General features: G+C 65.7%; 29 protein-coding genes. 17 read left to right on the plus strand and 12 right to left on the minus strand.

From position 1 onward, the window contains the following. The first annotated feature begins 29 nt into the window (after positions 1 to 29). Positions 30 to 503 carry an isochorismatase family protein gene (locus NGM28_RS06135; RefSeq protein ID WP_252089175.1) on the plus strand — a complete coding sequence of 158 codons (474 nt, stop codon included), beginning with the start codon at positions 30 to 32 and terminating at the stop codon, positions 501 to 503. 7 nt (positions 504 to 510) lie between these two features. Here NGM28_RS06135 and NGM28_RS06140 read toward each other — a convergent pair whose 3' ends face one another. The 3 genes from NGM28_RS06140 to NGM28_RS06150 form a co-directional block, all read right to left on the minus strand. Continuing rightward, the gene (locus NGM28_RS06140) at positions 511 to 1,830 is read right to left on the minus strand and encodes an MFS transporter (RefSeq protein ID WP_252089177.1); all 1,320 of its coding nucleotides are present in this window, start codon (positions 1,828 to 1,830) and stop codon (positions 511 to 513) included. Positions 1,831 to 1,884: 54 nt separating this feature from the next. Next, the gene (locus NGM28_RS06145; protein ID WP_252089181.1) at positions 1,885 to 2,955 is read right to left on the minus strand and encodes a C45 family autoproteolytic acyltransferase/hydrolase; all 1,071 of its coding nucleotides are present in this window, start codon (positions 2,953 to 2,955) and stop codon (positions 1,885 to 1,887) included. A gap of 99 nt (positions 2,956 to 3,054) precedes the next feature. Continuing rightward, positions 3,055 to 3,972 carry a LysR family transcriptional regulator gene (locus NGM28_RS06150; protein WP_240064506.1) on the minus strand — a complete coding sequence of 306 codons (918 nt, stop codon included), beginning with the start codon at positions 3,970 to 3,972 and terminating at the stop codon, positions 3,055 to 3,057. Positions 3,973 to 4,381: 409 nt separating this feature from the next. On the opposite strand from NGM28_RS06150, the gene NGM28_RS06155 reads away from it, so the two are divergent. Continuing rightward, complete coding sequence (locus NGM28_RS06155) at positions 4,382 to 6,103, plus strand: amidohydrolase (RefSeq protein WP_252089182.1); 1,722 nt, start codon at positions 4,382 to 4,384, stop codon at positions 6,101 to 6,103. 38 nt (positions 6,104 to 6,141) lie between these two features. Here the strand turns inward: NGM28_RS06155 and NGM28_RS06160 are convergent, their stop codons facing one another. The 4 genes from NGM28_RS06160 to NGM28_RS06175 form a co-directional block, all read right to left on the minus strand. Then, positions 6,142 to 6,372 (minus strand): hypothetical protein, encoded by a 231-nt coding sequence (locus tag NGM28_RS06160; RefSeq protein WP_240064504.1) that lies wholly within the window; start codon positions 6,370 to 6,372, stop codon positions 6,142 to 6,144. A 124-nt stretch (positions 6,373 to 6,496) separates the two neighbouring features. Next, a complete protein-coding gene (locus NGM28_RS06165) occupies positions 6,497 to 7,249 on the minus strand; it encodes a hypothetical protein (RefSeq protein ID WP_252089183.1) in 753 nt (250 codons plus the stop codon). 98 nt (positions 7,250 to 7,347) lie between these two features. Next, on the minus strand, positions 7,348 to 8,076 hold the full coding sequence (locus tag NGM28_RS06170) for a hypothetical protein (protein WP_252089185.1): 729 nt from the start codon (positions 8,074 to 8,076) through the stop codon (positions 7,348 to 7,350). Positions 8,077 to 8,257: 181 nt separating this feature from the next. Then, a complete protein-coding gene (locus NGM28_RS06175; protein WP_240064501.1) occupies positions 8,258 to 8,926 on the minus strand; it encodes a hypothetical protein in 669 nt (222 codons plus the stop codon). A gap of 531 nt (positions 8,927 to 9,457) precedes the next feature. Between NGM28_RS06175 and NGM28_RS06180 the strand changes: the two genes are divergently transcribed. Then, positions 9,458 to 10,321 (plus strand): sensor domain-containing diguanylate cyclase, encoded by an 864-nt coding sequence (locus tag NGM28_RS06180; protein WP_240064500.1) that lies wholly within the window; start codon positions 9,458 to 9,460, stop codon positions 10,319 to 10,321. 10 nt (positions 10,322 to 10,331) lie between these two features. Here NGM28_RS06180 and NGM28_RS06185 read toward each other — a convergent pair whose 3' ends face one another. Together NGM28_RS06185 and NGM28_RS06190 are read right to left on the minus strand one after the other, a co-directional pair. Beyond that, complete coding sequence (locus NGM28_RS06185) at positions 10,332 to 10,973, minus strand: DUF1109 domain-containing protein (RefSeq protein ID WP_252089371.1); 642 nt, start codon at positions 10,971 to 10,973, stop codon at positions 10,332 to 10,334. Beyond that, positions 10,960 to 11,547 carry a sigma-70 family RNA polymerase sigma factor gene (locus NGM28_RS06190; RefSeq protein WP_252089187.1) on the minus strand — a complete coding sequence of 196 codons (588 nt, stop codon included), beginning with the start codon at positions 11,545 to 11,547 and terminating at the stop codon, positions 10,960 to 10,962. Before NGM28_RS06190 ends, NGM28_RS06185 begins: the two co-directional genes overlap by 14 nt. 74 nt (positions 11,548 to 11,621) lie before the next feature. Between NGM28_RS06190 and NGM28_RS06195 the strand changes: the two genes are divergently transcribed. From NGM28_RS06195 to NGM28_RS06215, 5 genes are all read left to right on the plus strand, one after another. Further along, positions 11,622 to 11,843 (plus strand): hypothetical protein, encoded by a 222-nt coding sequence (locus NGM28_RS06195; RefSeq protein ID WP_252089188.1) that lies wholly within the window; start codon positions 11,622 to 11,624, stop codon positions 11,841 to 11,843. 95 nt (positions 11,844 to 11,938) lie between these two features. Continuing rightward, positions 11,939 to 12,223: a BufA1 family periplasmic bufferin-type metallophore gene (locus NGM28_RS06200; RefSeq protein ID WP_240064497.1), complete on the plus strand. Its 285-nt coding sequence runs from the start codon at positions 11,939 to 11,941 to the stop codon at positions 12,221 to 12,223. A gap of 16 nt (positions 12,224 to 12,239) precedes the next feature. After that, on the plus strand, positions 12,240 to 13,067 hold the full coding sequence (gene bufB / locus NGM28_RS06205; protein ID WP_430624198.1) for an MNIO family bufferin maturase: 828 nt from the start codon (positions 12,240 to 12,242) through the stop codon (positions 13,065 to 13,067). Further along, positions 13,064 to 13,819 (plus strand): HvfC/BufC N-terminal domain-containing protein, encoded by a 756-nt coding sequence (locus NGM28_RS06210; RefSeq protein WP_252089189.1) that lies wholly within the window; start codon positions 13,064 to 13,066, stop codon positions 13,817 to 13,819. Before bufB ends, NGM28_RS06210 begins: the two co-directional genes overlap by 4 nt. Positions 13,820 to 13,829: 10 nt before the next feature. Further along, positions 13,830 to 14,297: a DoxX family protein gene (locus tag NGM28_RS06215; RefSeq protein WP_213657311.1), complete on the plus strand. Its 468-nt coding sequence runs from the start codon at positions 13,830 to 13,832 to the stop codon at positions 14,295 to 14,297. Between the two features lie 23 nt (positions 14,298 to 14,320). Here NGM28_RS06215 and NGM28_RS06220 read toward each other — a convergent pair whose 3' ends face one another. Beyond that, positions 14,321 to 14,671, minus strand: a complete 351-nt coding sequence (locus NGM28_RS06220; RefSeq protein WP_353620513.1) for a type II toxin-antitoxin system RelE/ParE family toxin — start codon at positions 14,669 to 14,671, stop codon at positions 14,321 to 14,323. Positions 14,672 to 14,679: 8 nt separating this feature from the next. After that, positions 14,680 to 14,958 (minus strand): type II toxin-antitoxin system ParD family antitoxin, encoded by a 279-nt coding sequence (locus NGM28_RS06225; RefSeq protein ID WP_252089191.1) that lies wholly within the window; start codon positions 14,956 to 14,958, stop codon positions 14,680 to 14,682. A 263-nt stretch (positions 14,959 to 15,221) separates the two neighbouring features. Between NGM28_RS06225 and aotJ the strand changes: the two genes are divergently transcribed. From aotJ to NGM28_RS06270, 9 genes are all read left to right on the plus strand, one after another. Next, positions 15,222 to 15,998, plus strand: a complete 777-nt coding sequence (gene aotJ / locus NGM28_RS06230) for an L-arginine-binding protein AotJ (protein WP_252089192.1) — start codon at positions 15,222 to 15,224, stop codon at positions 15,996 to 15,998. Between the two features lie 24 nt (positions 15,999 to 16,022). Continuing rightward, the gene (locus NGM28_RS06235; RefSeq protein WP_252089193.1) at positions 16,023 to 16,712 is read left to right on the plus strand and encodes an ABC transporter permease; all 690 of its coding nucleotides are present in this window, start codon (positions 16,023 to 16,025) and stop codon (positions 16,710 to 16,712) included. Positions 16,713 to 16,725: 13 nt separating this feature from the next. Further along, entirely contained in the window at positions 16,726 to 17,424 is a 699-nt protein-coding gene (locus tag NGM28_RS06240; protein ID WP_240064491.1) for an ABC transporter permease, read from the plus strand. 10 nt (positions 17,425 to 17,434) lie between these two features. Then, the gene (locus tag NGM28_RS06245) at positions 17,435 to 18,547 is read left to right on the plus strand and encodes a succinylglutamate desuccinylase/aspartoacylase family protein (protein ID WP_252089194.1); all 1,113 of its coding nucleotides are present in this window, start codon (positions 17,435 to 17,437) and stop codon (positions 18,545 to 18,547) included. Between the two features lie 19 nt (positions 18,548 to 18,566). Beyond that, positions 18,567 to 19,331, plus strand: a complete 765-nt coding sequence (locus NGM28_RS06250) for an ABC transporter ATP-binding protein (RefSeq protein ID WP_213657317.1) — start codon at positions 18,567 to 18,569, stop codon at positions 19,329 to 19,331. Between the two features lie 78 nt (positions 19,332 to 19,409). Further along, entirely contained in the window at positions 19,410 to 20,315 is a 906-nt protein-coding gene (locus NGM28_RS06255; protein ID WP_252089196.1) for a MurR/RpiR family transcriptional regulator, read from the plus strand. A gap of 47 nt (positions 20,316 to 20,362) precedes the next feature. Next, positions 20,363 to 20,746, plus strand: a complete 384-nt coding sequence (locus tag NGM28_RS06260; RefSeq protein ID WP_252089198.1) for a tautomerase family protein — start codon at positions 20,363 to 20,365, stop codon at positions 20,744 to 20,746. A gap of 97 nt (positions 20,747 to 20,843) precedes the next feature. Beyond that, entirely contained in the window at positions 20,844 to 21,737 is an 894-nt protein-coding gene (locus NGM28_RS06265) for a LysR substrate-binding domain-containing protein (RefSeq protein WP_252089200.1), read from the plus strand. Between the two features lie 92 nt (positions 21,738 to 21,829). After that, positions 21,830 to 22,534 carry an SDR family oxidoreductase gene (locus tag NGM28_RS06270; protein ID WP_252089203.1) on the plus strand — a complete coding sequence of 235 codons (705 nt, stop codon included), beginning with the start codon at positions 21,830 to 21,832 and terminating at the stop codon, positions 22,532 to 22,534. 12 nt (positions 22,535 to 22,546) lie between these two features. Here NGM28_RS06270 and NGM28_RS06275 read toward each other — a convergent pair whose 3' ends face one another. Then, the gene (locus tag NGM28_RS06275; protein ID WP_240064479.1) at positions 22,547 to 24,172 is read right to left on the minus strand and encodes a mechanosensitive ion channel family protein; all 1,626 of its coding nucleotides are present in this window, start codon (positions 24,170 to 24,172) and stop codon (positions 22,547 to 22,549) included. Positions 24,173 to 24,214: the final 42 nt, after the last annotated feature.

A 24,214-nucleotide genomic window follows, 5' to 3' on the forward strand; every position in this document is an offset into this window, starting at 1 on the left:
GCCCTTCGTACCTGGATCGGTAAATATCAATGCGGCAAGTACTGCTCATCGTAGACGTGCAATCCACCTTCAGCCCGTCCGAGCGACTGGTGGACGGCATTCGCCGGCTGTCGGCGACCATCCCCACCGTTGCCTCCATCGAATTGCACGACGAGCAGGTCACCCCGTTCCAGCGCCAGCTCGGCTGGCACCCGGCCGCCGAGGACGTAGCCCTGGTCGAGGCCGACAAGGTGTTCGTCAAGCACGGCTACGGGCAAACCGCCGAAACCCTCGCCTACATCAAGAGCCTGAACGTCGACCGCGTGCTGGTGTGCGGCCTGCAGACCGAAACCTGCGTGCTGGCGGCCGGTTTCGCCCTGTTCGATGCCGGGCTCAACCCGACCCTGGTGACCGACCTCACCTCGGGCTCCTCGCTGGACCGCTCCGGGCAACTGGGCATCGACCTGTGGAAGCACCACTTCGGCCAGGTGACCACCGCCGCCGAAGTGCTGGCCAACCTCTGATCCCGCGCTACAGCCCGGTCACCACGGCACGGTCCGCACAGGCCGGCCAGGGCTCATCAATCTGCGCCATGCTCAAGCGCGCCGTTTCCTTGAGCATCAGCGAGCACACGGCGACAAGCAGCAGCGCCGCAGCGCCGTAGAGGGCCACCCCCCAGGGATTGTGGTCGGTGAGGATCAGGATCGCCGTGGCGATGCTCGACGCCGTGCCGCCCCCCAGCGCCGCGCCGACCTGGTAGCTGGCCGAGATCCCCGAGTAGCGCATGCTGCGCGGGAACTGCTCGCCGAGAAATGCCGGGATCGGCCCCTGGGTCGCCCCCATCAGCGCGCCGGTCAGGCCATAGGCGAACAGCGCGATGGCAAAGCTGTGCAAGTCGACCAGGGCGAAGAACACGAACAGCCCCAGCGCCATCACCAAGGCGCCGAACACCATCACCGTGCGCCGCCCCAGGCGGTCGGACAGGTGCCCGAACAGCGGCGCCGACAGCACGATGGCCACCGACAGGGTCAGGTCGAACATCAGCGCCTCGGTGCTGCCGAAGCCGGCCTGGGTGGCGTAGGTGAGGAAGAACGTGCTGCCGATGTAGGCGATGGTGCAGTAACCAAAGGCGATCCCGGTGCACAGCAGCAACTGCCGTGGGCGCTGGCGCAACGCCTCGGCCAGCGGCGCCCGGGCCGGTGCCTGCGCGGGTATGGCGGCTGGCGCCTTGAGCCGGGCATACAGGCCGATCAGCACCAGAGTGCCGCCCAGCCAGAACGGGATGCGCCAGGCGAAATCCACCAGGTTGCCATCTGCCGCGGCGCTGACCAGGGCGAACACCGCCGCGCCGAGAATGCCGCCGACACCGATGCCCATGCTCGTGAAGCTGCCCCACAACCCGCGCCGCCCCGGCGGTGCCGACTCGATGCCAAACAGCGCCGCCCCGCCCCACTCGCCGCCGGCGGCAAAGCCCTGGACCAGGCGCAGCAGCACCAGCAGCACCGGGGCTGCCGCGCCGATGCTGGCATGGCTGGGCAGGCAGCCGATCAGGAAAGTGCTCAAGCCCATCAACAGCAGCGTGGTGACCAGTACCTTCTGCCTGCCGACGCGGTCACCGAAGTGGCCGAACACCAGGCCACCCAAGGGCCGGGCGAAGAACCCGGCACCGAAGGCACTGAACGCCACCAAGGTGGCGGTCAGGTGATCGAGCCCTGGGAAGAACACCTGGGGGAAGACCAGCGCGGCGGCGGTGCCGTAGATGATGAAGTCGTAGAACTCCAGCGCGGTGCCAAGGCCGGAGACACAGAAGGTCCGCAAGGCGGAGCGGGAAGACGCAGGGTGGGCATGCATTGTTATTGTTCTCATTGTGCTGGGCCGTACCGGTCGGCACGGCGGCGGAAGGTCTCAGAAGCGCTGGAAGCCGGCCTTGGCCAGTTGCAGCGGCGTGCCGGCCACATAGTCGAGCGCGCACTGTTCGGTATCGATGCCGACGCTGAGCAGCGTTTCCCAGCGTTCGGTATCAGGCAACGCCAGGTCAGGGTGGAAGCAGATGGGTGCGGCATCGCCGGCCACGCCGCACATCGCTTCGGCCCGGGCACGCAGGTCGGCGCTGTCCATCTGGCCGATCACCTGGCGCAGGTGGGCCAGGCGGCCTTCGGTGTCGGCACGGTCGGCGACCTGCTCGCCTTCGCTCAGGTGCGGGTCGAGAAAATGGTTGGTGTGCAGCAGCCAGCCATCCTCGCGCGGCAGCACCAGCGCGGTGCGCTCGGGGCTGAGTTCGATGCTCACGGCGCGGGGGCTGTTGTCCTCGCGGGAGAACACGGTGAGCACGGTGGACGCGCTGACCCGCGCCGAACGCGCCAGCTCGATGGCCTCGTCGACGCGGGTGGCCTCTTCCAGCAGGCGCCGGGCAATGGCATGCACCGGCACGCCGCCGTGAGCGTTGTCGCTGGCGTGGTGGAGGATGTTGAAGTGCAGGCCCAGGCCCGCACTGTTGACCCCAAGCTTGGCCAGCATGCCGAACTCGCAGAACAGCTTGACCCGCAGGCCACGCTCGGTGTCCAGCGCCAGCATCAGGCCGTGGGGGCAGAGGCTGTCGTGCCAGTCCCAGGTCTGCAGGGTTTGCGGTGCGCGCGGACCGCGCGGCGCGTGCACAGTGGTCGAGCATTCGCTGTGGCGGGTGCGCGCCGCCAGCACCTCGGTGCGGGCGTTCAGGCTCGCCAACTGCCACAGGGGCAATCCGGCACCTGTAGCCATGCCGGCGATTTCCGCAGCAAGCGCCGGGCTCCAGGCTTCCAGCGCGGCCAGGCTGTTCTCGCCGATGCGCTGGGCTTCCTGCGGCGCTACGCCGACGCGTGGGAAGAAGCCCAGGTACAGCCGGGTGGTGTGGCGGATCTGCTCGGCGAAGGCTTCGCCGATCTGCCGGCCGCGTGCCGAAGGGTCACGGATATCGCTGACGAACGTGTGGATCTTCACGACGGGGAAACTCCTGTGGGAACTGCGCCAGCCTAGCGGCGTGCCCCCTCCTTGATCATCGCCCCGCCCCGCACAACTTTTGTGCCTGGCTGGAAAAACTCAGCCGCGCAATCCCTGCGTCTTCAAGTGCGCGTGCAGCAGCGCGATGAAGGCCTGCACCTTGCGCGTGTTGCGCCGGTGCGGCAGGTACAGCACGTGTACCCAGGGGCCGAAGGCACTGAGGGAACGCCAGTAGTCAGGCATCACCTCCACCAGCTCGCCACGCGCCAGGTACGGCGCCGCGCTCCAGGTGGGCACGAACTGCAGGCCCTGCCCATCGAGCAGGCAGGCCAGCAGGAAATCGAAGCTGTCGCTCACCAGCTTCGGCGTGGGCTGGCGCACCCGTAGCGTCTGGCCCTCGTGCTCGATCCACCAGAAGCTACGGTTGAGCAGCGGGTGGCGCAGCAGCAGCCAGTCGTGCTGGGCGTAGTTGTCCAGGGTGATGGCGCTACCCCGGCGGGCCAGGTAGTCGGGGCTGGCGCAGAGGATCACGCGGTTCTCGATCAGCGGCTGGGCGATCAGCTCGGGCTGGTCGGTGGGGCCGTCGCGCAGCGACAGGTCGTAGCCGCCGTCGATCAGGTCGTCGTTGGCGTCGTTGAGGTTCACCTCCAGGCGCACCTGCGGGTGTTCGTCCATGAACCGGCAGCACACCTGGTTGAGGAATGCCGGGCCGAACGACGGTGGCGCGGTGATGCGCAGGGTGCCGCGCAGTTCGTGTTGCAGTTGTTCCACTTCCTCGGTGACCCGCTGCAGGTGCATCAGCGCCTGGCGCGCGCCTTCGAGGTACAGCGTGCCGGCCTCGGTCAGGGCCATGCGCCGGGTGGTGCGCTCGAACAGGCGCACGCCGAGCTCGCTTTCCAGGTGGGCGACGGCCTTGGTGATGGCCGAGGGGGTCTTGCCCAGTTGCTCGGCGGCGCGGCTGAAGCTGCCGTGTTCGGCGGCGGCGACGAAAATGGTCAGGGCCGTCATTTTGTCCATGGTTGTTTCCTGTTCTGCACGCGTGGGGCGCGGGGCAGTATCCATGGAGAACTGGATTGACGGCAATTCATGGCATTGAGGGTGTTCGGCGACAGCCTTTCAGCGCCTTTGGGATCGAGCGCCGCCTGTGCGGCGCATCGCGGATGAATCCGCTCCTACAGGCAGGCGGGGCGGCGGCAGCGCCAGCCGAAAAACCATGGCCTATCGGTCATGGCCACGTTGCAACAGCTGTAGGAGCGGATTCATCCGCGATGCGCCGCGCGGGCGGCGCTCGATCTCAAGACCGCACCACAAGGTAAGCGTACGATTGTTTCCCGGATGGGAAAAAAGTTTTGCCTGTTCGCTCGTTTAATGCCTGCACCCACCGGGCTAGCCTGCCGCCTCATCACCACACAGCACGAGGCAGCCAATGAAGCAGCTCCTGAAGATAGCCCTCGGCGCCGGCCTGGCCTGCACCGCCCTGCCCGGTATGGCGGCGGTGGACCTGATCCTGCACAACGCCAAGGTCTACACCGCCGAGCCCGGCCAGCCACTGCAGCAGGCAGTGGCGGTGGAGGGCGAGAAAATCGTCGCGGTCGGCAGCGACACGGCCATGCTGCGCCTGAAGACCACGGGCACCCAGCTCATCGACCTCGGCGGCAAGGTGCTGATGCCCGGCCTGCTCGACTCCCATTCCCACGCCATCAAGGGCGGCCTGCAACTGGCGCTGGCCGACCTGGCCGGCGTGCAGGTTCCCCTCGACGAACTGGAACAGCGCCTGCGCCAGTGGCGCGACGACGGCAAGGCCCGGCGTGGCGAGTTCCTCAGCGTCGGCGGCCTGCCCCCCACCTACTGGGACGACATTGCCGCCCTGGAGCAACGCTTCAACCACGGCGAGTGGGCCACCCAACCCATTCTGTTCGCCGCCAACGACATGCACACCGGCTGGGCCAACCAGGCCATGCTCGCCCGCGCCGGGATCGACGCCAGCACCCTCGCCGCACTGCCGGCCGAAGCCCGCAACACCATCGGCCGGCACCCGGACGGCAGCCCCAACGGCTTTCTGGTCGATGCCAGCCTGTACCCGGTCACCGACCTGCTGCCAGCCCTCACCCACGACACCCTGATGAACGCCGGGCGCCTGGCCCTGGACCGTTACAAGCAACTCGGCGTCACCGGCTGGATGGACCCGCTGGCCAACGAGCTGCCGGGCGCCGACGTGAACAACGACTCCCTGGGCGTGCTGCCGGTGTACAAGGCGCTGTCTGAAAGCGGCGAACTGACCGCCCATGTCGCCGCCCTGCTGATGGCTGATTCCAAGGCCAGCCCGGCCGACCTCGACCAGCTGGACAAGGTGCGCCAACAGTTTCTCGATGTGCGTAACCTCACCCTGCCCGGCATCAAGGTGTTCGCCGACGGCGTCGCGGAGATGCCAGCACAAAGCGCGGCCATGCTCGAGCCCTACAAGAACTCAGGGCAGCGCGGTGAACTGCTGCTTGACCCTGCACGCTTCGGCGCGCTGGTCAGCGCCGCCGATGCCCGAGGCTGGCTGGTGCATGTGCATGCCATCGGCGACCGCGCCGTGCGCGTGGCCCTCGACGGCGTGGCCCAGGCTCGCCGCGACCGCAGCAGCGGCATCCCCCACTCCATCACCCACCTGCAGATGGTCAACCCCAGGGAGTACCCGCGCTTCAGGCAGCTCGACGTGATCGCCTCGATGCAGCTGTACTGGGCCAGCGCCGACGCGGCCAACCTCGACCTGGTCAAGCCGTATGTGAACGCCATGGCCTTCCTGCACACCTTTCCGGCCCGTTCGCTGCTCAAGCAAGGTGCGACCATCGCCGGCGCCAGCGACTGGCCGATCAGTACCCCCGATCCCTGGCAGGCGATCTACCAGGCCATCAGCCGCAAAGGCCCGAAGGGTGTGCTCAACGCCGATGAAGCCCTCGACCGCCAGGCCATGTTCCAGGCCTACACCCTCAATGCCGCCCGGGCCATGCGCCTGGAACGGCAGGTCGGTTCGCTCGCGCCAGGCAAGCAGGCCGACATGATCGTGCTCGACCGCGATGTGCTGACGGTCGAGCCCGAAGCATTGCGCGACACCCAGGTGCTGCAGACCTGGTTCGCCGGAAAACGGATCTACGCGCGCTGAGTACGGGCGCCGCCCGCGAGGGCGGCGCCTGCACAGGGTCACACTTCCTGGAACGTGGCGGCCGCGCCGCCCGCCCCACCGCCCAAGGTGAGGCACTTGACGGAAATCTGCGGGCGATTGCCGTCTCTCAAGGTGTAGCGATCGTCGACCACGAGGGTCTGTCCTGGCGCGTTCACGCAGTTGGGTACCGCATAGTTCTGGTTGCCGCCCGTGTAGGCACCACCGGTTGCAACCACTGCGTTCAGCGAGGCGCTATAGACATCGGTCATGTTGGTTTCCTTCCCTGTCTCATTGATGGATGCAGGTGGCGGTGCAGCCTGTACCGCTACCCACGCCCTGACAGTAATTGGCCCGCTAAACCTAAGTAAGTATCGATACCGTAACCTCGGCCACTCAAGGTTGCGTGGGATAGTTGCCTGGCACGAAGGCATTGAGCGACACATTGAAATAGACGCTTTGCGGGCTCGAGGCGCTCAGGGTCACCGCGGTATAGCGACCTATCTGCAGCGTGGCGCTGGCCGACGGCCGCGCCGACCTGCTCATCGTCTGGGGCGCCACCGGCCGCAGCACGCTCAAGGGCAACACGCTGCCAACGGGGACATTGCTGGCGACGAACACCCAGACCGTCGGCGCGGGTACCTGGGTGTATCGCGTCTGGAAAGGGTTGAGGCTGTCGTAATTGACGGGCACGGGGTTATCGGGTGGCGGGTCACCGCTCTGGTAGATGAAACTCGCCACGCCAGTGACGACAGGCTGGGCATTTTGCGGCGCGTCGTAATACATGCCGATGTACCCCGCCAAACCACTGCCATCGCCGTTCACCTGCACGCCATCGAAGCTGTAGGTATTGCCCGCCTGCGCCTTGGACCAGGGCCCCAGGGTCAGTGTGCCCGGGTACGCCACCGCGCCAGGGGACACATAGACCGTGAGGGTGGTGTCGAACACCAGCGTGGTCTGGTCGGCGATCGGCTGCAGAATGCAGGCCACCACGACATTGTCACCCTCGGAAACCGGGTCGGGCAGCACCACGACGATGTACTGGTTGTTGGCAACCAGGAACTGCCTGGCCTGAAGGTCGACATTGAGGTTCAACAGCTGCGTCCCTGCGCTGCAGGGCAGCGCCGCCAGCAGCCAAGCGAAGGCCAAGCCCCTCAATCCGGAGCGATTCATTGGCTTCTCCCAAGTGAAAACACCCGTATCCACCAAGGGCGGATACGGGTGTCATGGCATCAACCGATGCGCATTCAGCTGCCTGAGTTGACGATGGTGCCGATCGTCGAGCCAGAGCTTACCGGCTGTACCGCTGGCGTACCGGGCAGGTTGGTGATCGCGAAGGTACTTGCCAGCACCTGCAAGTCGTATTCGATGGTGCTGGCATTGAAGGAGAAGGTGCAGCCCGGCGCCGACACGCTGGCCTGCACGTTACCCGACTGCAGGCTCTGCTGCGCCGCCACCATCAGGATGTTGTCCAGTGGCTTCATCATGATCGAACCTTGTGGGTTCAGGGTGAAGGCGCAGAATGGCAGGTACTGGGTACCGTTCGGTGTAGTGACCAGCCCCGCAAGGCCCACGGTCAACGGTGGCGTTCCGGCCGGCCGGTTGTTGAACAGCCCCAGGCTGTCGGCAGGCACCCCCGACACGCCGCCCGACACGAAGCTGCCGTCGGGGTTGAAGGTCTGCGCGCTGCCCAGCGACATCTCCGCGGAAATGGACTGCATCTGGATCGTGGTATTGGCAGCGATATTGCCCTGGGTGGTGACATAGATCTTGTATTGAGGGTTGTACTCGATGTCGACCAGCCCGAACATCGAGCCGAACGGCACGGAGAACCAGGTGGGCACACCGGCGGTAAGCTGGTTTGGCCCTACCGCGCCCTTGTAGGCCATCAGGCTGTAGCCCTGGGCTTGCAACGCACCGAGCACCGCCTTCTGGTCGGCCGTAGTAAAATCAAAATCCATGGAGAACGTGGTCATGGTTTCACCTGTCATTCCTTAACGCTTTGATGTATGTCAGCCGTTTATGTTCCCGGCTAACGACCTGAGTCACTGAAGAGCAACTTTCTATCCTTGGCTTTCCTTGTGACTCAGGGAGGAGCGTAAGCATCTCCTGGCAATCAAATAAGTAGCGTTACCGTAACTAACAACGCCGTCTTAGTTACAACCTCAAGCACATCCGCTGCTGCTGCGAAGCACCGAGAAATGCTTGTAGCGCCTGGCAGATGGAGGACGCCAAGGCTTCCTGATGAGTGATTTCCAGATAGGCCTCACCGTTGAACTGCTCCGACCAGGTCACGCAACCGGTGGCCGTTTCGATAAGGCGAACGCTGGTACGCACGCGTTGCGCATCGACGTGCACACTGCCTTCCAGGCGATGCCCACCCACCATGGGTTGCGGTGCCGTGCCAACGGGCTCGACGATGATCCGCCGGCCCAGGTTCTTGTACAGCAGGTGCGTCAGCTCCTCATGCAACCCCAGGGCGAAACACTCCCACTCGGCGGCTTGCGCCACGCACCTGAAGGGGCAGATGGAAAAGGCACTACCTTGCTCAAAGCCGCAAGTGACCGGGCGCAGGCGCCGGAACACGGGCATGTAGCAACCCAGCGGCACGACGATCTCGAGCGAAGCGGTGTTGTCCCCCACGGCGTAGTAGTGCTTGAGCTTGGCCCGCAGCCGACCCACCTGGACACGGACCACCGGATCCTCTCCCGGGCTGTAGTACCGGGGGTCGCGGTCGAACACCCCGATACCGATCGCATACTCGCTGGTGTCCCGGGCGCATTCCTTGAGCGCCTGCTCCACCAGGTAATCCAGCAGCCGACTCATGCGTGGCGACTTTCTGAAAGTCGCGCTCGCCAGCAGCGCGTCTTTCGCGGACCTGACTTCATCTGCTGCCACAAGGTCCTGACCTTCTAGTTTGCCCTGCACTTCAGCCATGGCATGAATTTCCTTTGCGTCCTTACATGGAAAAGTTGCCTGTATGCCGAGTGGTTTGGTTCGATACATCCCTGGGCAGCACTGCACTCGCCACACAGCGTTATTTATAAACACCGGTGCAATTTTTATATTCGATAAGTTCCGACGACCGCGAAATCCACACAACTTCCAGCGGTGCCTGACAGGTTAACGGGGCGCGCAGTAACCTATAAGTATCGTTACCGTAGCGCGGAAGTTGCCGGGCCTGGCGCCCGCTGTCGGTGGCGCATTTTTATCCGGGCCGCTGTGGTGGCCCGGGCACCACCCTGTGTATGCTGTCCCCCGCGCGGCGAACGGAATCCCGGGCTGGCCTGCAGGAGCGCTCAAGCCACCCACGCGATCGGGCCATGATCGAGCACTTTGTGACGGACGCCCCGCCCTATGCCCGTTGACTTGCAAGCGCTCTACCCCAAGCTGATCCACCTGATGCTGGACACCGTGTTCGTGGTCGACCAGGACGACACCATCGTGTTCGTCAGCAATGCCTGCGAGGCGCTGCTTGGTTACCGTGCCGATGAGCTGACCGGCACGCCGATCACCCGCTACATGCACCCCGACGACCTGGAGGCCACCCGCGCTTCGATCGTCAAGGTCATGAACGGCACGCCCCACTTCGATTTCCGCAACCGTTACCTGCGCAAGGATGGCGGCGTGGTGCACATTCTCTGGGCGGCGTTCTGGTCCGACGAGGTGGGCGCGCGCATCGGGGTCGCGCGCAACATCACCGCCCTTGCTCAGGCGGAACACGAACTGCGTTTCCTTGCCCACCATGATCCGCTGACCCAACTGACCAACCGCTCGCTGTTCAATGACCGGTTGACCTCAGCCTTGCGCATAGCACATCGCCACCAGCGCAGGTTGGCGCTGCTGTTCCTGGATATCAATGACTTCAAAGGCATAAATGATGGCCATGGACACGCGGTGGGCGATCGCGTGCTCTGCACGATCGCCCACCGGTTGCAGGCCTGTGTGCGCGAGGCGGACACGGTGGCGCGAATGGGTGGGGACGAGTTCATCGTGCTGTTGACGGATATCCCGTCGGATGCCGCCGTGCACGAGAAAGTGGAACAGATTGCCTCGGCCATGGCCGAGCCGCTGGGCACGGAGTTCGGTGAGGTCCGGATGCCGTCCTGCAGTATCGGCCTGGCGTTCTACCCGGAGGACGGGGCAGATGCCGACACCCTGCTCAGCCATGCGGACGGCGACATGTACCGCAAGAAGCGGCACCGCGCCCGGGTGGGCTGAACCGTCCGGATCACCAGCGCAACAGGCGCGGCCCCAACGCTGCGCCAAGCACTGTGGGCACCAGCATCCCCAGCAGGTACCAGAGCCCCCAGAACGGCACGCCCATCTCCGGGCAATGCAGGCAGTACACCAGTGTCGCGGTGGAACCGGCAAGCAGCCCGCCGGCGGCACCCGCCTGGCGCAAACGGGTTGGCGCCAAGCCGCGCAGGGCCCAGAACACGCCGATGAAGACGGGTGTCGAGAGCAAGGTGATGTTCAATGCGCAGGTACGCCAGGTGCGGCCAAAGATCAGGTCGGCCCGCGCCTCCGGCGGAGCACCGAACAGGCTGATGGCCGCGCCCAGCCACACCAGCAGCAACGGCACGCCCAGCAGTCCCCACAGCGCGCCGCCCCTGACACCTGGCCGGGCCAGTCGCTGGGTCAGCCACAGGCCCAGCAACGCCAGGCTGGTGGGCAACGCCACCTTGGCCCAGAACAGCGGCGTGCGCGCCACCTCGGCCAGGTCGCTGCGCACCCCGTAGAGCGCCACGGTCAGCAGCAGCGCGCCCAGCATGCCGGCGAGCAGCGCGAGCCCCAGGCGCCGCGCCAGTGCGTGGCGGTCCACCGGCCCCTCTGCGGTGGCCAGCAGGCTGATCAGTTCATCGGTCTTCATCATGGCCTTTACCTCGAATCAACTTGCCCAGGGCCTTGAGGCCTCGGTGTATGCCCACCTTCACCGCCGAACTGGAAAGCCCGGTGATACGCGCGGTCTCCTCCACCGACAGGCCCTCCAGCTTGACGTGCACGATGGGCAGGCGCTGGCGGTCCGGCAACTGCCCGAGCAGCTTGCCCAGGTCGCGACTGGCCTGGGCGGGTTCTTCGTCGCTGAGGGCGAACAGTTCGCTGTCGTCGTCCAGCGCATCGTGCCGCGCCTCGCGACGGGCGTGGCTGCGCAGGTGGTCGGCCAGCTTGTAGCGGGCGATCGCCTGCACCCAGGCGGTGAGCGGCTGCTGCGCCTGGTAGGTGTGGCGCGCATTGTGTACCGCCAGCAGCACCTCCTGCAGCAGGTCCTCGACCTCGGCCGGGTGCTGCGGCAAGCGCCGCCGCAGAAAACCGCGGACATGGGCTGCCAACGCCGAGAGGAACTGGCGATAGGCGACGGCGTCACCTGCCAGCCCTTGCAGCAACAGGGCCTGCAACTGCGATTCGCGAGTGCTGAGCACGTCCTGTGAGTTAGTTCGTTGCATCGGCCGCCAGGGTTACACCGTCAGTGGGTTTCTTTTCATCCAAGCATTGCCAGCGTGCCGGGCGCAAGTGGCGGATGAACGGTGAAGGCTTCCAGGTGCCCGTCCCAGGTCATGGGGTGGTGCGCGTATCGCGGATGAATCCGTTCCTACAGCGGTTGCACATGCCGCACCTGGAGCGCCAGCCGAAATACCGCAAGGCGAACAATCACGGCCAAGGTAGGAGCGGATTCATCCGCGATGCGCCGCGCGCGGCGCTCGATCTCATGGACACAGACAATCTCAAGGCAAAAAAATAAATTTTCCTGAGCCTGTAACCCGATCCACCCCCACCACGAACTACTCCATGAGCCGCCGGTAAACCGCCTCGGCCACTTCCCCTGGAGACACCACCATGAAAACCCTCGCCCTCGCCTCTGCCGCCCTCGCCCTCGCCGCACTGGCCGGCACCGTCATGGCCGACGACACCAAGCCGGCCGGCACCGGCGCCACCATGGAGAAATGCTACGGCGTCGCCATGGCCGGCAAGAACGATTGCAAGGCGGGTGCCGGCACCACCTGCGCCGGCAGCGCCAAGAAAGACTACGACGGCATGCACTGGAAGAACGTCCCCACCGGCACCTGCACGTCGATCCAGACCCCCAACGGGATGGGCTCGCTCACCCCGATCAAGTCCTGAACAGAGGCCGCCGACCATGAACGGGATCACGACGATGGGCGCCGGGCTCGGGCTCAAGGCCGAGCACTATGCCCAGGCCTGGGCCTGCCGCGCCGACGGGCTGTGGTTCGAAGTCCACCCGGAGAACTACATGGTCGGCGGCCCACGCCTTGCCTGGCTGCAGCGGATGGCCGAGCGTCATCCGCTGTCGCTGCACGGTGTCGCGCTGTCACTGGCGGCGGACACCGAACCGGATGCCGAGCACCTGCGCCGCCTGCGTCTGCTGGTCGAACAGGTACGCCCGGCACTGGTGTCGGAGCACCTGGCCTGGTCGACCTGGCGTGGCCAGTACCATCCCGACCTGCTGCCCTTTCCTCGCAGCCACGAAGCGCTGGCCCGCATCAGCGCGAACATCCAGCGCACCCAGGAGGCATTGGGGCGCGCCATTTCCATCGAGAACCCCAGCCACTACCTGCACCTGGACGGCCATGACTGGGATGAAATCGATTTTCTCGGCGAGCTGGTTCGCCGCACCGGCTGCGGCCTGCTGCTGGACGTCAACAACGTCCACGTCAGTGCCCACAACCTCGGCTTCAGCGCGCCGGACTACCTTGCGCGCTTTCCCGCCCAAGCCATCACCGAAGTGCACCTGGCCGGCCACAGCCATGACGACCAGGGCACCCTGCTGATCGACTCCCATGACGCCCGCATCGCCGAGCCAGTGTGGACGTTGTACCGGCAACTGATCCAGCGGATCGGCCCACGGCCGACCCTGATCGAACGCGACGGCAACATCCCCACCTTCGACGACTTGCTGGCCGAGCGCGCCATTGCCCAGGCGATACTGACCGGAGACCTGCCATGAACCTCAGCCTTGGCCAGTTCCAGACCGCGTTCGTCGACGCCCTGTACCTGCGCCCTGCCCCGGAGTTGGCGGCACTCACCGGGCAAGCGGCGTTCGCGGTGTACCGCAACACCGTGCTGGCCGGCTGCGTCGATGCGCTGCGCGCCAACTTCCCCAGTGTCGAGACACTCGTAGGGCCTGAATGGATGCACGCCGCCGCCACGGCCTACGCCCAGCAGTCACCGCCGTGTGACGCTCGCCTGATCCACTATGGCGCGGCGTTCCCGGCCTTTCTCGATGACCATCTGGCCCATCATGGCCTGGTTTACCTGGCGGATGTCGCACGCCTGGACTTTGCCTGGACCGAAGCCTTCATCGCGCCTGACGATCCGTGCCTGCAACTGGCCGAGCTGGCCGGCATGACCGCGAGCGACCTCGCCCGTAGCCACCTGCAACCACGTGCCACTGTGCGCTGGCGGTGGTTCGGCTCGCACCCGGCCTACAGCCTCTGGCAACACAGCCGCGAGCATCTGACCTGGCCCGAGAGCCAACCCTGGGTTGCCGAAGGCGCCCTGTTCAGCGCTGACCGCGAAGGCGTGAGCCACCAGACCATCAACCACGGCGGCTGCGCCTTCCTCGATGCCTGCGCCGCCGGCCTGTCACTGGAACAGGCGTCGCTGCACGCCGAACAGGCCCAGCCCGACCTGGACTTCAACGACCTGCTCGGCCGGTTGTTGCAAGCCCGAGTCTTTCGCCCACTCACCTTCGCTTGAGGAAGCCGTCATGGACATCACCCACGCCAGCACGTCAGCCCATGGCTTGCGCCACCACTGGAACCGCCTTGCCGACTGGCTGCAACGGCTATTGAGCGACAGCCTGCTGTGCCTGGTCGCTCGCCTGGGCATCGCCTCGATCTTCTTCCTGTCCGGGCGCACCAAGGTCGAAGGGCTGCTCACCATCACCCCCGGCACCTACGAACTGTTCCAGAGCGACTATGCCCTGCCGCTGGTGTCACCCTGGCTGGCGGCCCACCTGGCGACCTATGCCGAGCACCTGTTCCCGCTGCTGCTGGTGCTCGGCCTGTTCACCCGCCTGTCGGCGCTGGCCCTGCTGGGGATGACCACGGTGATCGAGATCTTCGTCTACCCCGATGCCTGGCCCACCCATCTGTCCTGGGCTGGCCTGCTCCTGTTGCTGGTTGCCCGGGGTGGCGGGAGATGGTCGCTGGATCGGGTGCTGCGCTTGCGCTGACACCCGCCATTTTCGTGCCGCAGCTACTGATGGAGGTGCTCCAGATGCGAGGAGACCTCCATCGCGTCGTGAAGGATGCGGACGATCTCGATGATTTCGCCCGCCACGGCGCGGTAGAAAACGATATGCCGCGGCCTGGCAACCCTCTGCGATGCGACCTCCAGCCTGCAGAAGAACAGGTGCAGGCTCCTGAGCCCCGGCGACAGCTCATCCCGCGCCGCACTCCCCATGCGCCCAGGCTCACACGCCAGGGAGTGAAACGCTGCCTGCAGCAGACTCTGATAACGAAGCCTGGCAGCCGCACCGAACTTCACTTCCGTGTAGCGCAGGATATCCACGATATCGCTGCGGGCGTGATACGAGACACGTACCACCGGCCTCGTCACTTTGTTCCGCTCGCCAATCTGCCCAGGTCGTCGAGGTAGGCCTCGAGGTCCGCCGGATCGACCTCGTCATACTCGCCGGATTCAAGTTGCATGATCCCGGCGGAAGTGGCTGTGCGCAGCGCTTCAAGCCTGGCCGACTCTGCAGCCTCATGGGCAAGCAGCATGCGCAGGCCGGCACGCACGACCTCGCTGAAATTCTGGTATCGACCCGCTTTCACAAGATCATCGATGGACTGCTCGAGCGGGTTGGGGACGATCACGTTGTGGGTAGCCATGGAGAATCCTCAGGCATGGGCGATATGGCGCTTTATGCCATACCCCCGGACAAAATACCAAGCCTGCGGCCTCCCGCAAGACCAGCGGGAAAACGCTGACCCATGTGTGCGAACCGAATCCGGATGGCCGCCAGTCGCCTGGTTGACACAAATATTTTCACGATATTGATTTGTGAAATTATTCATGTCATTTTCTGACTCACCTGATCCATCACCCGCAACGGGCCATGGCAGGCACCGCCCCACCCACCGGAGTCAAGAATATGAACAAGACCGGACTTCTCGGCGCATTGGCACTTTGTGCCTGCAGCGCACTCACCCATGCCGACGAAGGCAGCCTGCGCATCGGCATCGAAGCCGCCTACCCGCCGTTCTCCTACCGCACCCCCGCAGGTGAGCTGGCCGGCTTCGACTACGACATCGGCAACGCCCTGTGCGCGCAGATGCAGGTGAAATGCCAGTGGGTCATCCAGGAGTTCGACGGAATGATTCCGTCCTTGAAGGTGCGCAAGATCGACGCCGTGCTGTCGTCCATGTCGATCACCGAGGACCGCCTGAAATCGGTCGATTTCACCGACAAGTACTACCACACCCCCGGCAAGTTCGCGATGAAGGCCGGCAGCACCCTCAACGACCCGGTCGCCGACCTCAAGGGCCGCAAGGTCGGGGTGCAACGCGCCTCCACCTACGACCGCTACGCCACCGAGCAACTGGAACCCGCCGGCGTCGAAGTGGTGCGCTACGCCTCGCAGAACGAAGCCTTCCTGGACCTGGTAGCCGGCCGCCTGGACGCCACCCTCGCCGACATCGTCAACACCGAGGAAAGCTTCATCAAGACCCCGGCGGGCCAAGGCTTCGCCCTGGTCGGCCCGGACATCAGCGACCCGAAATACTTCGGCCGCGGCGCCGGCATCGCCGTGCGCAAGGGCGACAGCGCCAACCTGGCCCGGCTCAACGCCGCCATCGCCGCGATCCGCGCCAACGGCACCTACCAGCAGGTGCAGGGCAAGTACTTCCCGTTCGACATCTACGGCCAATAACCCGGGCCCACGAGGACTTCCATCATGCTTCACGGCTATGCCTCGAGCATTCTCGACGGCGCGTGGCTGAGCGTCAGCCTGGCCCTGCTGGCGATGGCCCTGGCCATCACCCTGGGCCTGATCGGCGCGGCCTGCCGCCTGTCACCGCTGAAATGGCTGGCGACCCTGGGCGATGTCTACACCACGGTGGTGCGCGGCATTCCCGACCTGGTGCTGATCCTGCTGGTGTTCTACGGCGGCCAGGACCTGGTCAACCGGCTGGCGATGGCGCTGGGCTACGAGCAGTACATCGACATCAACCCGTTCATTGCCGGGGTCTGCAACATGGGCTTCATCTTCGGGGCGTACCTGTCGGAGACCTTTCGCGGCGCCTTCCTGGCCATCCCCCGCGGCCAGGCCGAAGCGGGCGCGGCCTATGGCATGAGCGGCCTGCAGGTGTTCTGGCGGATCAGCGTGCCGCAGATGGTGCGCCTGGCCCTGCCGGGCTTCACCAACAACTGGCTGGTGCTGACCAAGTCCACCGCGCTGATTTCGGTGATCGGCCTGCAGGACATGATGTTCAAGGCCAAGAACGCCGCCGACGCCACCCACCAACCCTTCACCTTCTTCCTCGCCGTGGCCGGCTTGTACCTGCTGCTGACCAGCGTCTCGCTGGTGCTGTTGCGCGGCGTGGAGAAGCGCTATTCGGTCGGTGTCAAAGCCGCCGAGCTGTGAGAGGACGCCTTCGATGATGCTCGACTATCCACTGATCTGGCAGAACCTGCCGCTGTACCTGGGTGGCATCGCGCTGACCCTGAAAGTATTGCTGATTTCCCTGGCCTGCGGCCTGGCGCTGGCGATCCCGCTGGCACTGATGCGCGTCTCGCGTTCCTGCCTGCTGCGCGTTCCGGCCTGGCTCTACACCTACGTGATCCGCGGCACGCCGATGCTGGTGCAGCTGTTCCTGATCTACTACGGCCTGGCGCAGTTCGAGGCGGTGCGGCAAAGCCCGCTGTGGCCGTACCTGTCCAGCGCCACCTTCTGCACCTGCCTGGCGTTCGCCATCAACACCAGCGCCTACAGCGCCGAGTTGCTGGCCGGCAGCCTCAGGGCCACGCCCCGTGGCGAACTGGAGGCCGCCCGCGCCATGGGCATGTCGCGCCTGACCCTGTACCGGCGCATCCTGCTGCCGTCGGCCCTGCGCCGGGCGCTGCCGCAGTACAGCAACGAGGTACTGATGATGCTGCAGACCACCAGCCTGGCTTCGATCGTCACCCTGGTCGACATCACCGGGGCGGCGAAGACCTTCAACGCCCGTTATTACCTGCCCTTCGAGGCGTTCATCACCGCCGGGCTGATCTACCTGGTCCTGACTTTCATGCTGGTGCGCCTGTTCAAGCTGGCCGAACGCCGCTGGCTGGCCTACCTGGCCCCGCGCAAGCACTAAGGAGCTTCCCATGCAGCACATTGACCATACCCTGCCCTGGAGCGCCTGCGGCACCCAGCGCAGCCTGCGCGTGTTGCGCTTCGGCAGTGGCCCGCGCAAGGCCTACATCCAGGCCTCGCTGCACGCCGACGAGCTGCCGGGCATGCGCGTGGCGGTCGAGCTCAAGCGCCGGTTGCTCGAGCTCGAGGCCCAGGGCCGGCTCAGCGGGGTGATCGAACTGGTGCCGCTGGCCAACCCGATCGGCATCGGCCAGATGTTCCAGGCCACCCACCAGGGCCGTTTCGAGTTCGACAGCGGCAAGAACTTCAACCGCGACTTCCCGGCGTTGACCGAAGCGCTGGCGGCGCACCTGAAGGGCCAGCTTGGCAGCGATGGCGACATCAACGTGGCAACCATTCGCCAAGCGATGCTTGACCTGCTCGCCGACCTGCCACCGGCCAGATCCGAACTTGACGGCCTGCGCCGCCTGCTGCTGCAACATGCCTGCGACGCCGACCTGGTGCTGGACCTGCACTGCGATTTCGAGTCGGTGATGCTGCTCTACGCCATGCCCCAGCACTGGCCGCAGCTGCATTCACTGGCCGCACGCCTGGGCGCCGAGACGGCGCTGCTGGCCGAAGGCGCCGGCGGCGACGCGTTCGATGAAGCCTGCGCGGCGCCCTGGCTGCGCCTGCGCGAGTACTTCCCCGAAGCCGACATCCCCCTGGCCTGCGTGGCCACCACCATCGAACTGCGCGGCATGGCCGACACCGGCCGCGAACAGTGCCAGGCCAGCGCCGAGCAGATTCTCGGCTACCTCGCCGACCAGGGCCTGATCGACGGCCCGTGGCCCGCCGCGCCCGATCACCACTGCCCGGCCACGCCGTTCGCCGGCGCCCAGTACGCCTACGCCGAGCACCCAGGCGTGGTCAGCTTCCTGCAACCGCTGGGAGCCAAGGTGCGGGTCGGTGATCCGCTGTTCGAAGTGATCGACCCGCTCAACGACCGCCACAGTGTGGTCCGCGCCAGCACCGACGGCATCCTCTATGCCCGCGAACGCCTGCGTTTCGCCCAACCCGGCCTGTGGCTGGCCAAGGTCGCCGGCAGCACACCCATCCGCCAGGGTCGCCTGCTCAGCGACTGACACCACGGGGAATCGACTCATGAACAAACTGGACATCCAGCAACTGCACAAAAGCTACGGCGACCACCAGGTGCTGCGCGGCGTCTCCCTGCAGGCCAACGCCGGCGACGTGATCAGCATCATCGGCTCCAGCGGCTCGGGCAAGAGCACCTTCCTGCGCTGCATCAACCTGCTCGAACAGCCCAACGCCGGGCAGATCCTGGTCAACGGTGAGCAACTCAAACTGCGCAATTGCCCGCGTGGCGGCCTGCGCGCCGCCGACCCGCGCCAGCTGCAACGGCTGCGTTCGCGGCTGAGCATGGTCTTCCAGCATTTCAACCTGTGGTCGCACATGAGCGCCCTGGAGAACGTCATGGAAGCCCCGGTACAGGTGCTGGGCGTGGCCCGCAAGGAGGCGCGTGAAAAGGCCGAGCACTACCTGCACAAGGTCGGCGTCAGCCACCGGCGCGACGCCTACCCGGCGCACATGTCCGGCGGCGAGCAGCAACGGGTGGCGATCGCCCGCGCACTGGCCATGGAGCCGGAGGTGATGCTGTTCGACGAACCCACCTCGGCGCTCGACCCGGAGCTGGTGGGCGAAGTGCTGAAGGTCATGCAGGACCTGGCCCAGGAAGGCCGGACCATGGTCGTGGTCACCCATGAGATGGGCTTCGCCCGCGAGGTGTCCAACCAGCTGCTGTTCCTGCACAAGGGCCTGGCCGAGGAATGCGGCGACCCGCGCGAGGTGCTGGCGCGGCCGCAATCCGAGCGCCTGCGCCAGTTCCTCGCCGGTAGCCTCAAGTAACCCCTCACGCTTCCCGGCTCCGCGCCGGGAAGTGCCTTGGGATACACTACGGCCACGCTTACAGGAGCCTCGCCGCGGATGACCAGCCACTCGAAGAACACCACCGTCTATGCCTCGCCGGTCCTGCGCAAGCTGTCGCAGGGCCTGGCCGAACTGCCGCCCTCGCTGCGCAAGGTCGCCGACTACATCCTGCGCCATCCCCTGAAAGCCGCGACCCTGACCATCGAGGAAATGGCCCAGGCCACCGCCACCTCGCCGGCGGCGGTCAATCGCCTGGCCAAGGCCCTCGACCTCGGCGGCTACAGCGGCATGAAGAGCGAACTGGTCACGACCCTGCAGCAGATGGTCTCGCCGGTGGACAAGCTGCGCAACGAACTGGCCCAGCGCCCGGGTGGCGACTTTGGCCTGCACGAGCAGATCCAGAGCGCCACCAGCAACCTGGCGACCACCGCCAGCAACAACCAGGCCGAGGCCTTCGAAGCGTTCATCAGCAGCCTGGTCGGCGCGCGCAAGGTGTATGTGCTCGGTTTCGGCAACAGTGTGTACCTGGCCGGGCTGGCGGCGTCGACCCTGGTGCCGTTCTGCCAGGATGCCTGCGCCATCAGCATGGAAGGCGGCAACGAGAACGCCGCCTACCGCCTGGCCGCGATCACCGAACAGGATGTGCTGCTGGCCATCGCCCTGCCGCGCTATTCCCAGGACACCCTGCAATTGTCGCGCTTCGCCCATGAGCGCAAAGCCACCGTGCTGGCGATCACCGACTCGCCGGCCTCGCCCCTGGCACCGATCGCCCGCCATGTGCTGTATGCGCCCGCCGATCATCCGGTGCTGACCAGCTCCAACATCGCCGTGCTGGCGCTGATCGAAGGATTGGTGGCCGGGGTCATGGCGCGTAATAAAGAAGCAGTGAAACTGGCGACCGAGCTGACCGAGAGCGTGATGTCGTACCTGCATGTGCCGGGTGGCAAAGCAACCAAGCGGTAACCTTCTATGCTGTTGCCGGCGACCTGCCTTCTGACAAGGAGCTGCACATGCCTCTCGTACGCATCGACATCCGCCGCCACCCCGACCGCACGCACCTGCAAAAGCTGGGGCAGGTAGTGTTCGCGGCCATGAAACGCACGATCAATGTGCCGGAGCACGACAACTTCCAGGTGCTCACCGAGCACGACGACGACCGCCTGGTGAACGACCGCGAATACCTGGGTATCGCGCGCACCGACGGCCAGGTGTTCATCCAGCTCACCATCAGTGAGGGGCGTACGGTCGAGCAGAAGCAATCCCTCTTCCAGGCCATCGCCGAAGGGTTGAACGCAGAGGCAGGCGTACGCCCGGAGGATGTGTTCATCAATCTGGTGGAAGTGCGCAAGGAGAACTGGTCGTTCGGCAATGGCATCGCCCAGTACGCCATCTAAGCGACCTGGATGATGGTTTTTCTACTGGCATGGGTTCCTTTCCCCGGGCATCGGGGCTAGCCTCGGCACACGCCCCAACACTGGAACAGCCATCACCATGCCCGCCGGTTTCCCATCACTGCCGTCACTCAACGCCCTGCGCATGTTCGAGGTGGTGGCCCGGCACCTGAACTTCCGCCTGGCCGCCGAGGAACTGGGGCTGACCCAGGCCGCAGTGGCCCAGCAGATCCGCGGCCTGGAGGCCAGCCTCGAGATCCGCCTGTTCGAGCGCCTGCCACGCGGCCTGGGGCTGACCGACGCGGGCCTGGCCTACAGTGCCAGCGTGCGCGATGCCCTGGCGATGATCGATGAGGCCACCCGCCTGCTCAAGCCAGCGCCGACGCATCTGACGGTCAGCGTCACCCCTACCTTCGCGTCGAAATGGCTGATCCCCCGGCTGGGGGCGTTCGCCGAGGACAACCCGCAGATCGACCTGCGCCTGCTCGCCACCGACCGGCTGTCGCACTTCCACACCGACGGGGTCGACCTCGCCGTGCGCCAGGGCCAGCTGCCCTTCGGCGCCGGGCTGAACGCCGAGCTGCTGCTCGAGCAGCGTATCGTCGCAGTGGCCAGCCCGCAGTTGATTGCGGACAAGGGCCTGCCAGACAGTTTCGAGGCCCTGCAAAGCTTCGTCTGGCTGCATGACGCCCACGGTTTCTGGCCCCAGTTCACCGCCACCCTCTTCCCTGGGCACGCCCCGGCCAGCGCCAGGCACATGCGCTTCAACCAGACCGCCCTGGCCATCGAGGCTGCCGTCAACGGCCAGGGCATCTGCCTGGCCAGCCATGCCTTCGTCGCGGCCGACCTCACCGCAGGCAGGCTGGTGCAGGTCTTCCCCCAACAGTTGCGCCTGGACAAGGCGTTCTACCTGGTTTGGCCACGCAAGCCCCGACAGCCGGCGACCTTGCAGCGGGTCAAGGCCTGGTTGCTGGAACAGGTAGCCGATAGCTGAGCTACTGGCTCGGCAAAGCCCGCCTGCCTCCCTCGCCCCACGTCATGCTGCTAGGGTTACAACCTCAGTCAAGGCATTTACCTGGAGGCAGCATGTCAGTCGAAAAAGTAGCGATCATCACCGCCGGTGGCAGTGGCATGGGAGCGGCCGCGGCGCGTCGCCTGGCCGCCGACGGCTACAAGGTCGGGATCCTGTCGTCGTCGGGCAAGGGCGAGGCCCTGGCCGATGAACTGGGCGGCGTGGGCGTCACCGGCAGCAACCAGTCGGTGGAAGACCTGCGGCACCTGGTCGACACCGTCATGGCCAAGTGGGGGCGCATCGACGTGCTGGTCAACAGCGCCGGCCACGGCCCGCGCGCGCCGATCCTCGAGATCAGCGACGAGGACTGGCACAAGGGCATGGACACCTACCTGCTCAACGTCATCCGCCCGGCCCGCCTGGTGACGCCGATCATGCAACGGCAGAAGGCCGGGGTGATCATCAACATTTCCACCGCCTGGGCCTTCGAACCCAGCGCCCTGTTCCCCACCTCCGCAGTGTTTCGTTCGGGGCTGGCGGCGTTCACCAAGATATTCGCCGACGAGTTCGCCGGCGACAACGTGCGCATCAACAACGTCCTGCCCGGCTGGATCGACAGCCTGCCGGCCACCGAGCAACGCCGCGACAGCGTGCCGCTCAAGCGCTACGGCACCAGCGAGGAGATCGCCGCCACCATCGCCTTCCTGGCCAGCGACGGCGCCGCCTACATCACCGGGCAGAACATCAAGGTCGATGGCGGGTTGACGCGCAGCGTGTGAGTGCACGACGGGTCAGTTCTTCTCGCGGCCCTCGCCAGGATCCCGGGCAGGCGCCGAGAACCACTTGTCCCGTGGCACCCACTTCGCCTGCGCCGGGTCGCCCAGGTAGTGCGGCGACATGATCTGCACGCCATGTTCGTTGAACACATCCTGAATATTGGCGTGCAGCAGGCTCAGCAGCTCCGCCCGGGGCCGCGGCTCGCTGGGGATCGCCTGGGCCACCAGGCGGTACTCGGGGTAGAAATCCGACAGCCCGGTCTGGAACACCTGCGGTTTGGGCGTGGCGACGATCCCCTCGGTGCGCGCCGCGGCCTCGATCAGCATGGCCTCGACCTGGCGCCAAGGTGTGTCGTAGCCGATGGTGACCACGGTGTCGACGATGTAGCCCTGGCCCTGGACCACCCGCGAATAGTTGCGCGTCACGGAGCCGGTGATCATCGAGTTGGGCAAGGTCAGCACCTCGCCAAGCCCGGTGCGGATCGTGGTGTTGAACATGCCCACCTCGGTCACCGTGCCTTCGTTGTCGCCCACGCGCACGTACTCCCCGGCCTTCAGTGTGCGAGAGTAGGTGAGGATCAGCCCGGCCGCCGCCTGCCCGACCACGCTGGAGGCCCCCAGGGAGATCATCAGGCCAAGCAGTACCGACAAGCCTTTGAAGGCATCGGTCCCCGAGCCCGGCAGGTACGGGTAGGCCATCACCAGGGCGAACAGCCAGATCGCCAGCGAGGTCAGGCGCGTGGTCGGTTGCAGGGTCTCCTCGGTCAGCCAGTTGAGCGTGCCAGGGCGCGCCATGCGCTCGAGCAGACGACGGCTGAACCCACTGATGCCACGGGCGATGAAGAAGATCAGCACGGCCACGGCGATACCGGGGATCGCTTGCAATATGCCGTCGAGCAGGTAGCGCAGCAGGTCGAGCAGGTGCACGTTGAGGCTTTCGCCCCATGGCCGTGTGTAGGGGAACTGCGACAGTACGAAACTCAACCACTGGTAGCTCAGCAACAACACCACGCCCCAGTACAGCAGACGCAGCATGCGGTCGATCAGCCAGTACACGTACTGCATGTCGAACAAAGGCAACTGCCCGACCCGTAACTGGTAGGCGCGCTGGCGCATCAGTTGCGGCAGGCTGCCGCGCAACTTGCGCCGGGCCAGGTTGGCGGCCTTGATCAGTACCAGGTAGATCACCGTGGCCAGCGCCGAATAGCCCAGTGCCTTGAGCAGGAAATGCAGGCTGCGCGCCTCGCCCGTTTCCTGGACCACCTGGCGCAGGACGGCTGCCGCCTGCTCGGCGGCCGCCCGGGTATCGCCACCGGCCTCGAGGTCATGGGGCGATACGATGAACGCGCGCCGCCCGCCCAGCAGGACCAGGTGGCTGTGCTGGATGGGGTCGACGCTGACCGTGAGCTCGTCGGTGCCGCGCAAGGCGTCATCGATCACCAGGGTGGCACGCTGTGCTCGCGCGGCAGGCGTCTCGCCCAGCAAGGTGGCATGGAAGGTGAAGATGTCGCGGTTGGCGATACGCAATTCGGCAGGTTCGCCGGGTACGCCGTCGGTGGTGTTTGCTTGCGGTTCGTTGCCGAGTCCCATCAGGGGGAACAGAGTAAACGCTACCAGTAACGCGTAGATCAGGCGATTCATCGCAAGCCCCCAAGCCTCCATGTGCGACCTTGTAGTGATAGC

The organism is Pseudomonas sp. MWU13-3659, assembly GCF_023757525.1.
Classification (GTDB): Bacteria; Pseudomonadota; Gammaproteobacteria; order Pseudomonadales; family Pseudomonadaceae; genus Aquipseudomonas; species Aquipseudomonas entomophila_E.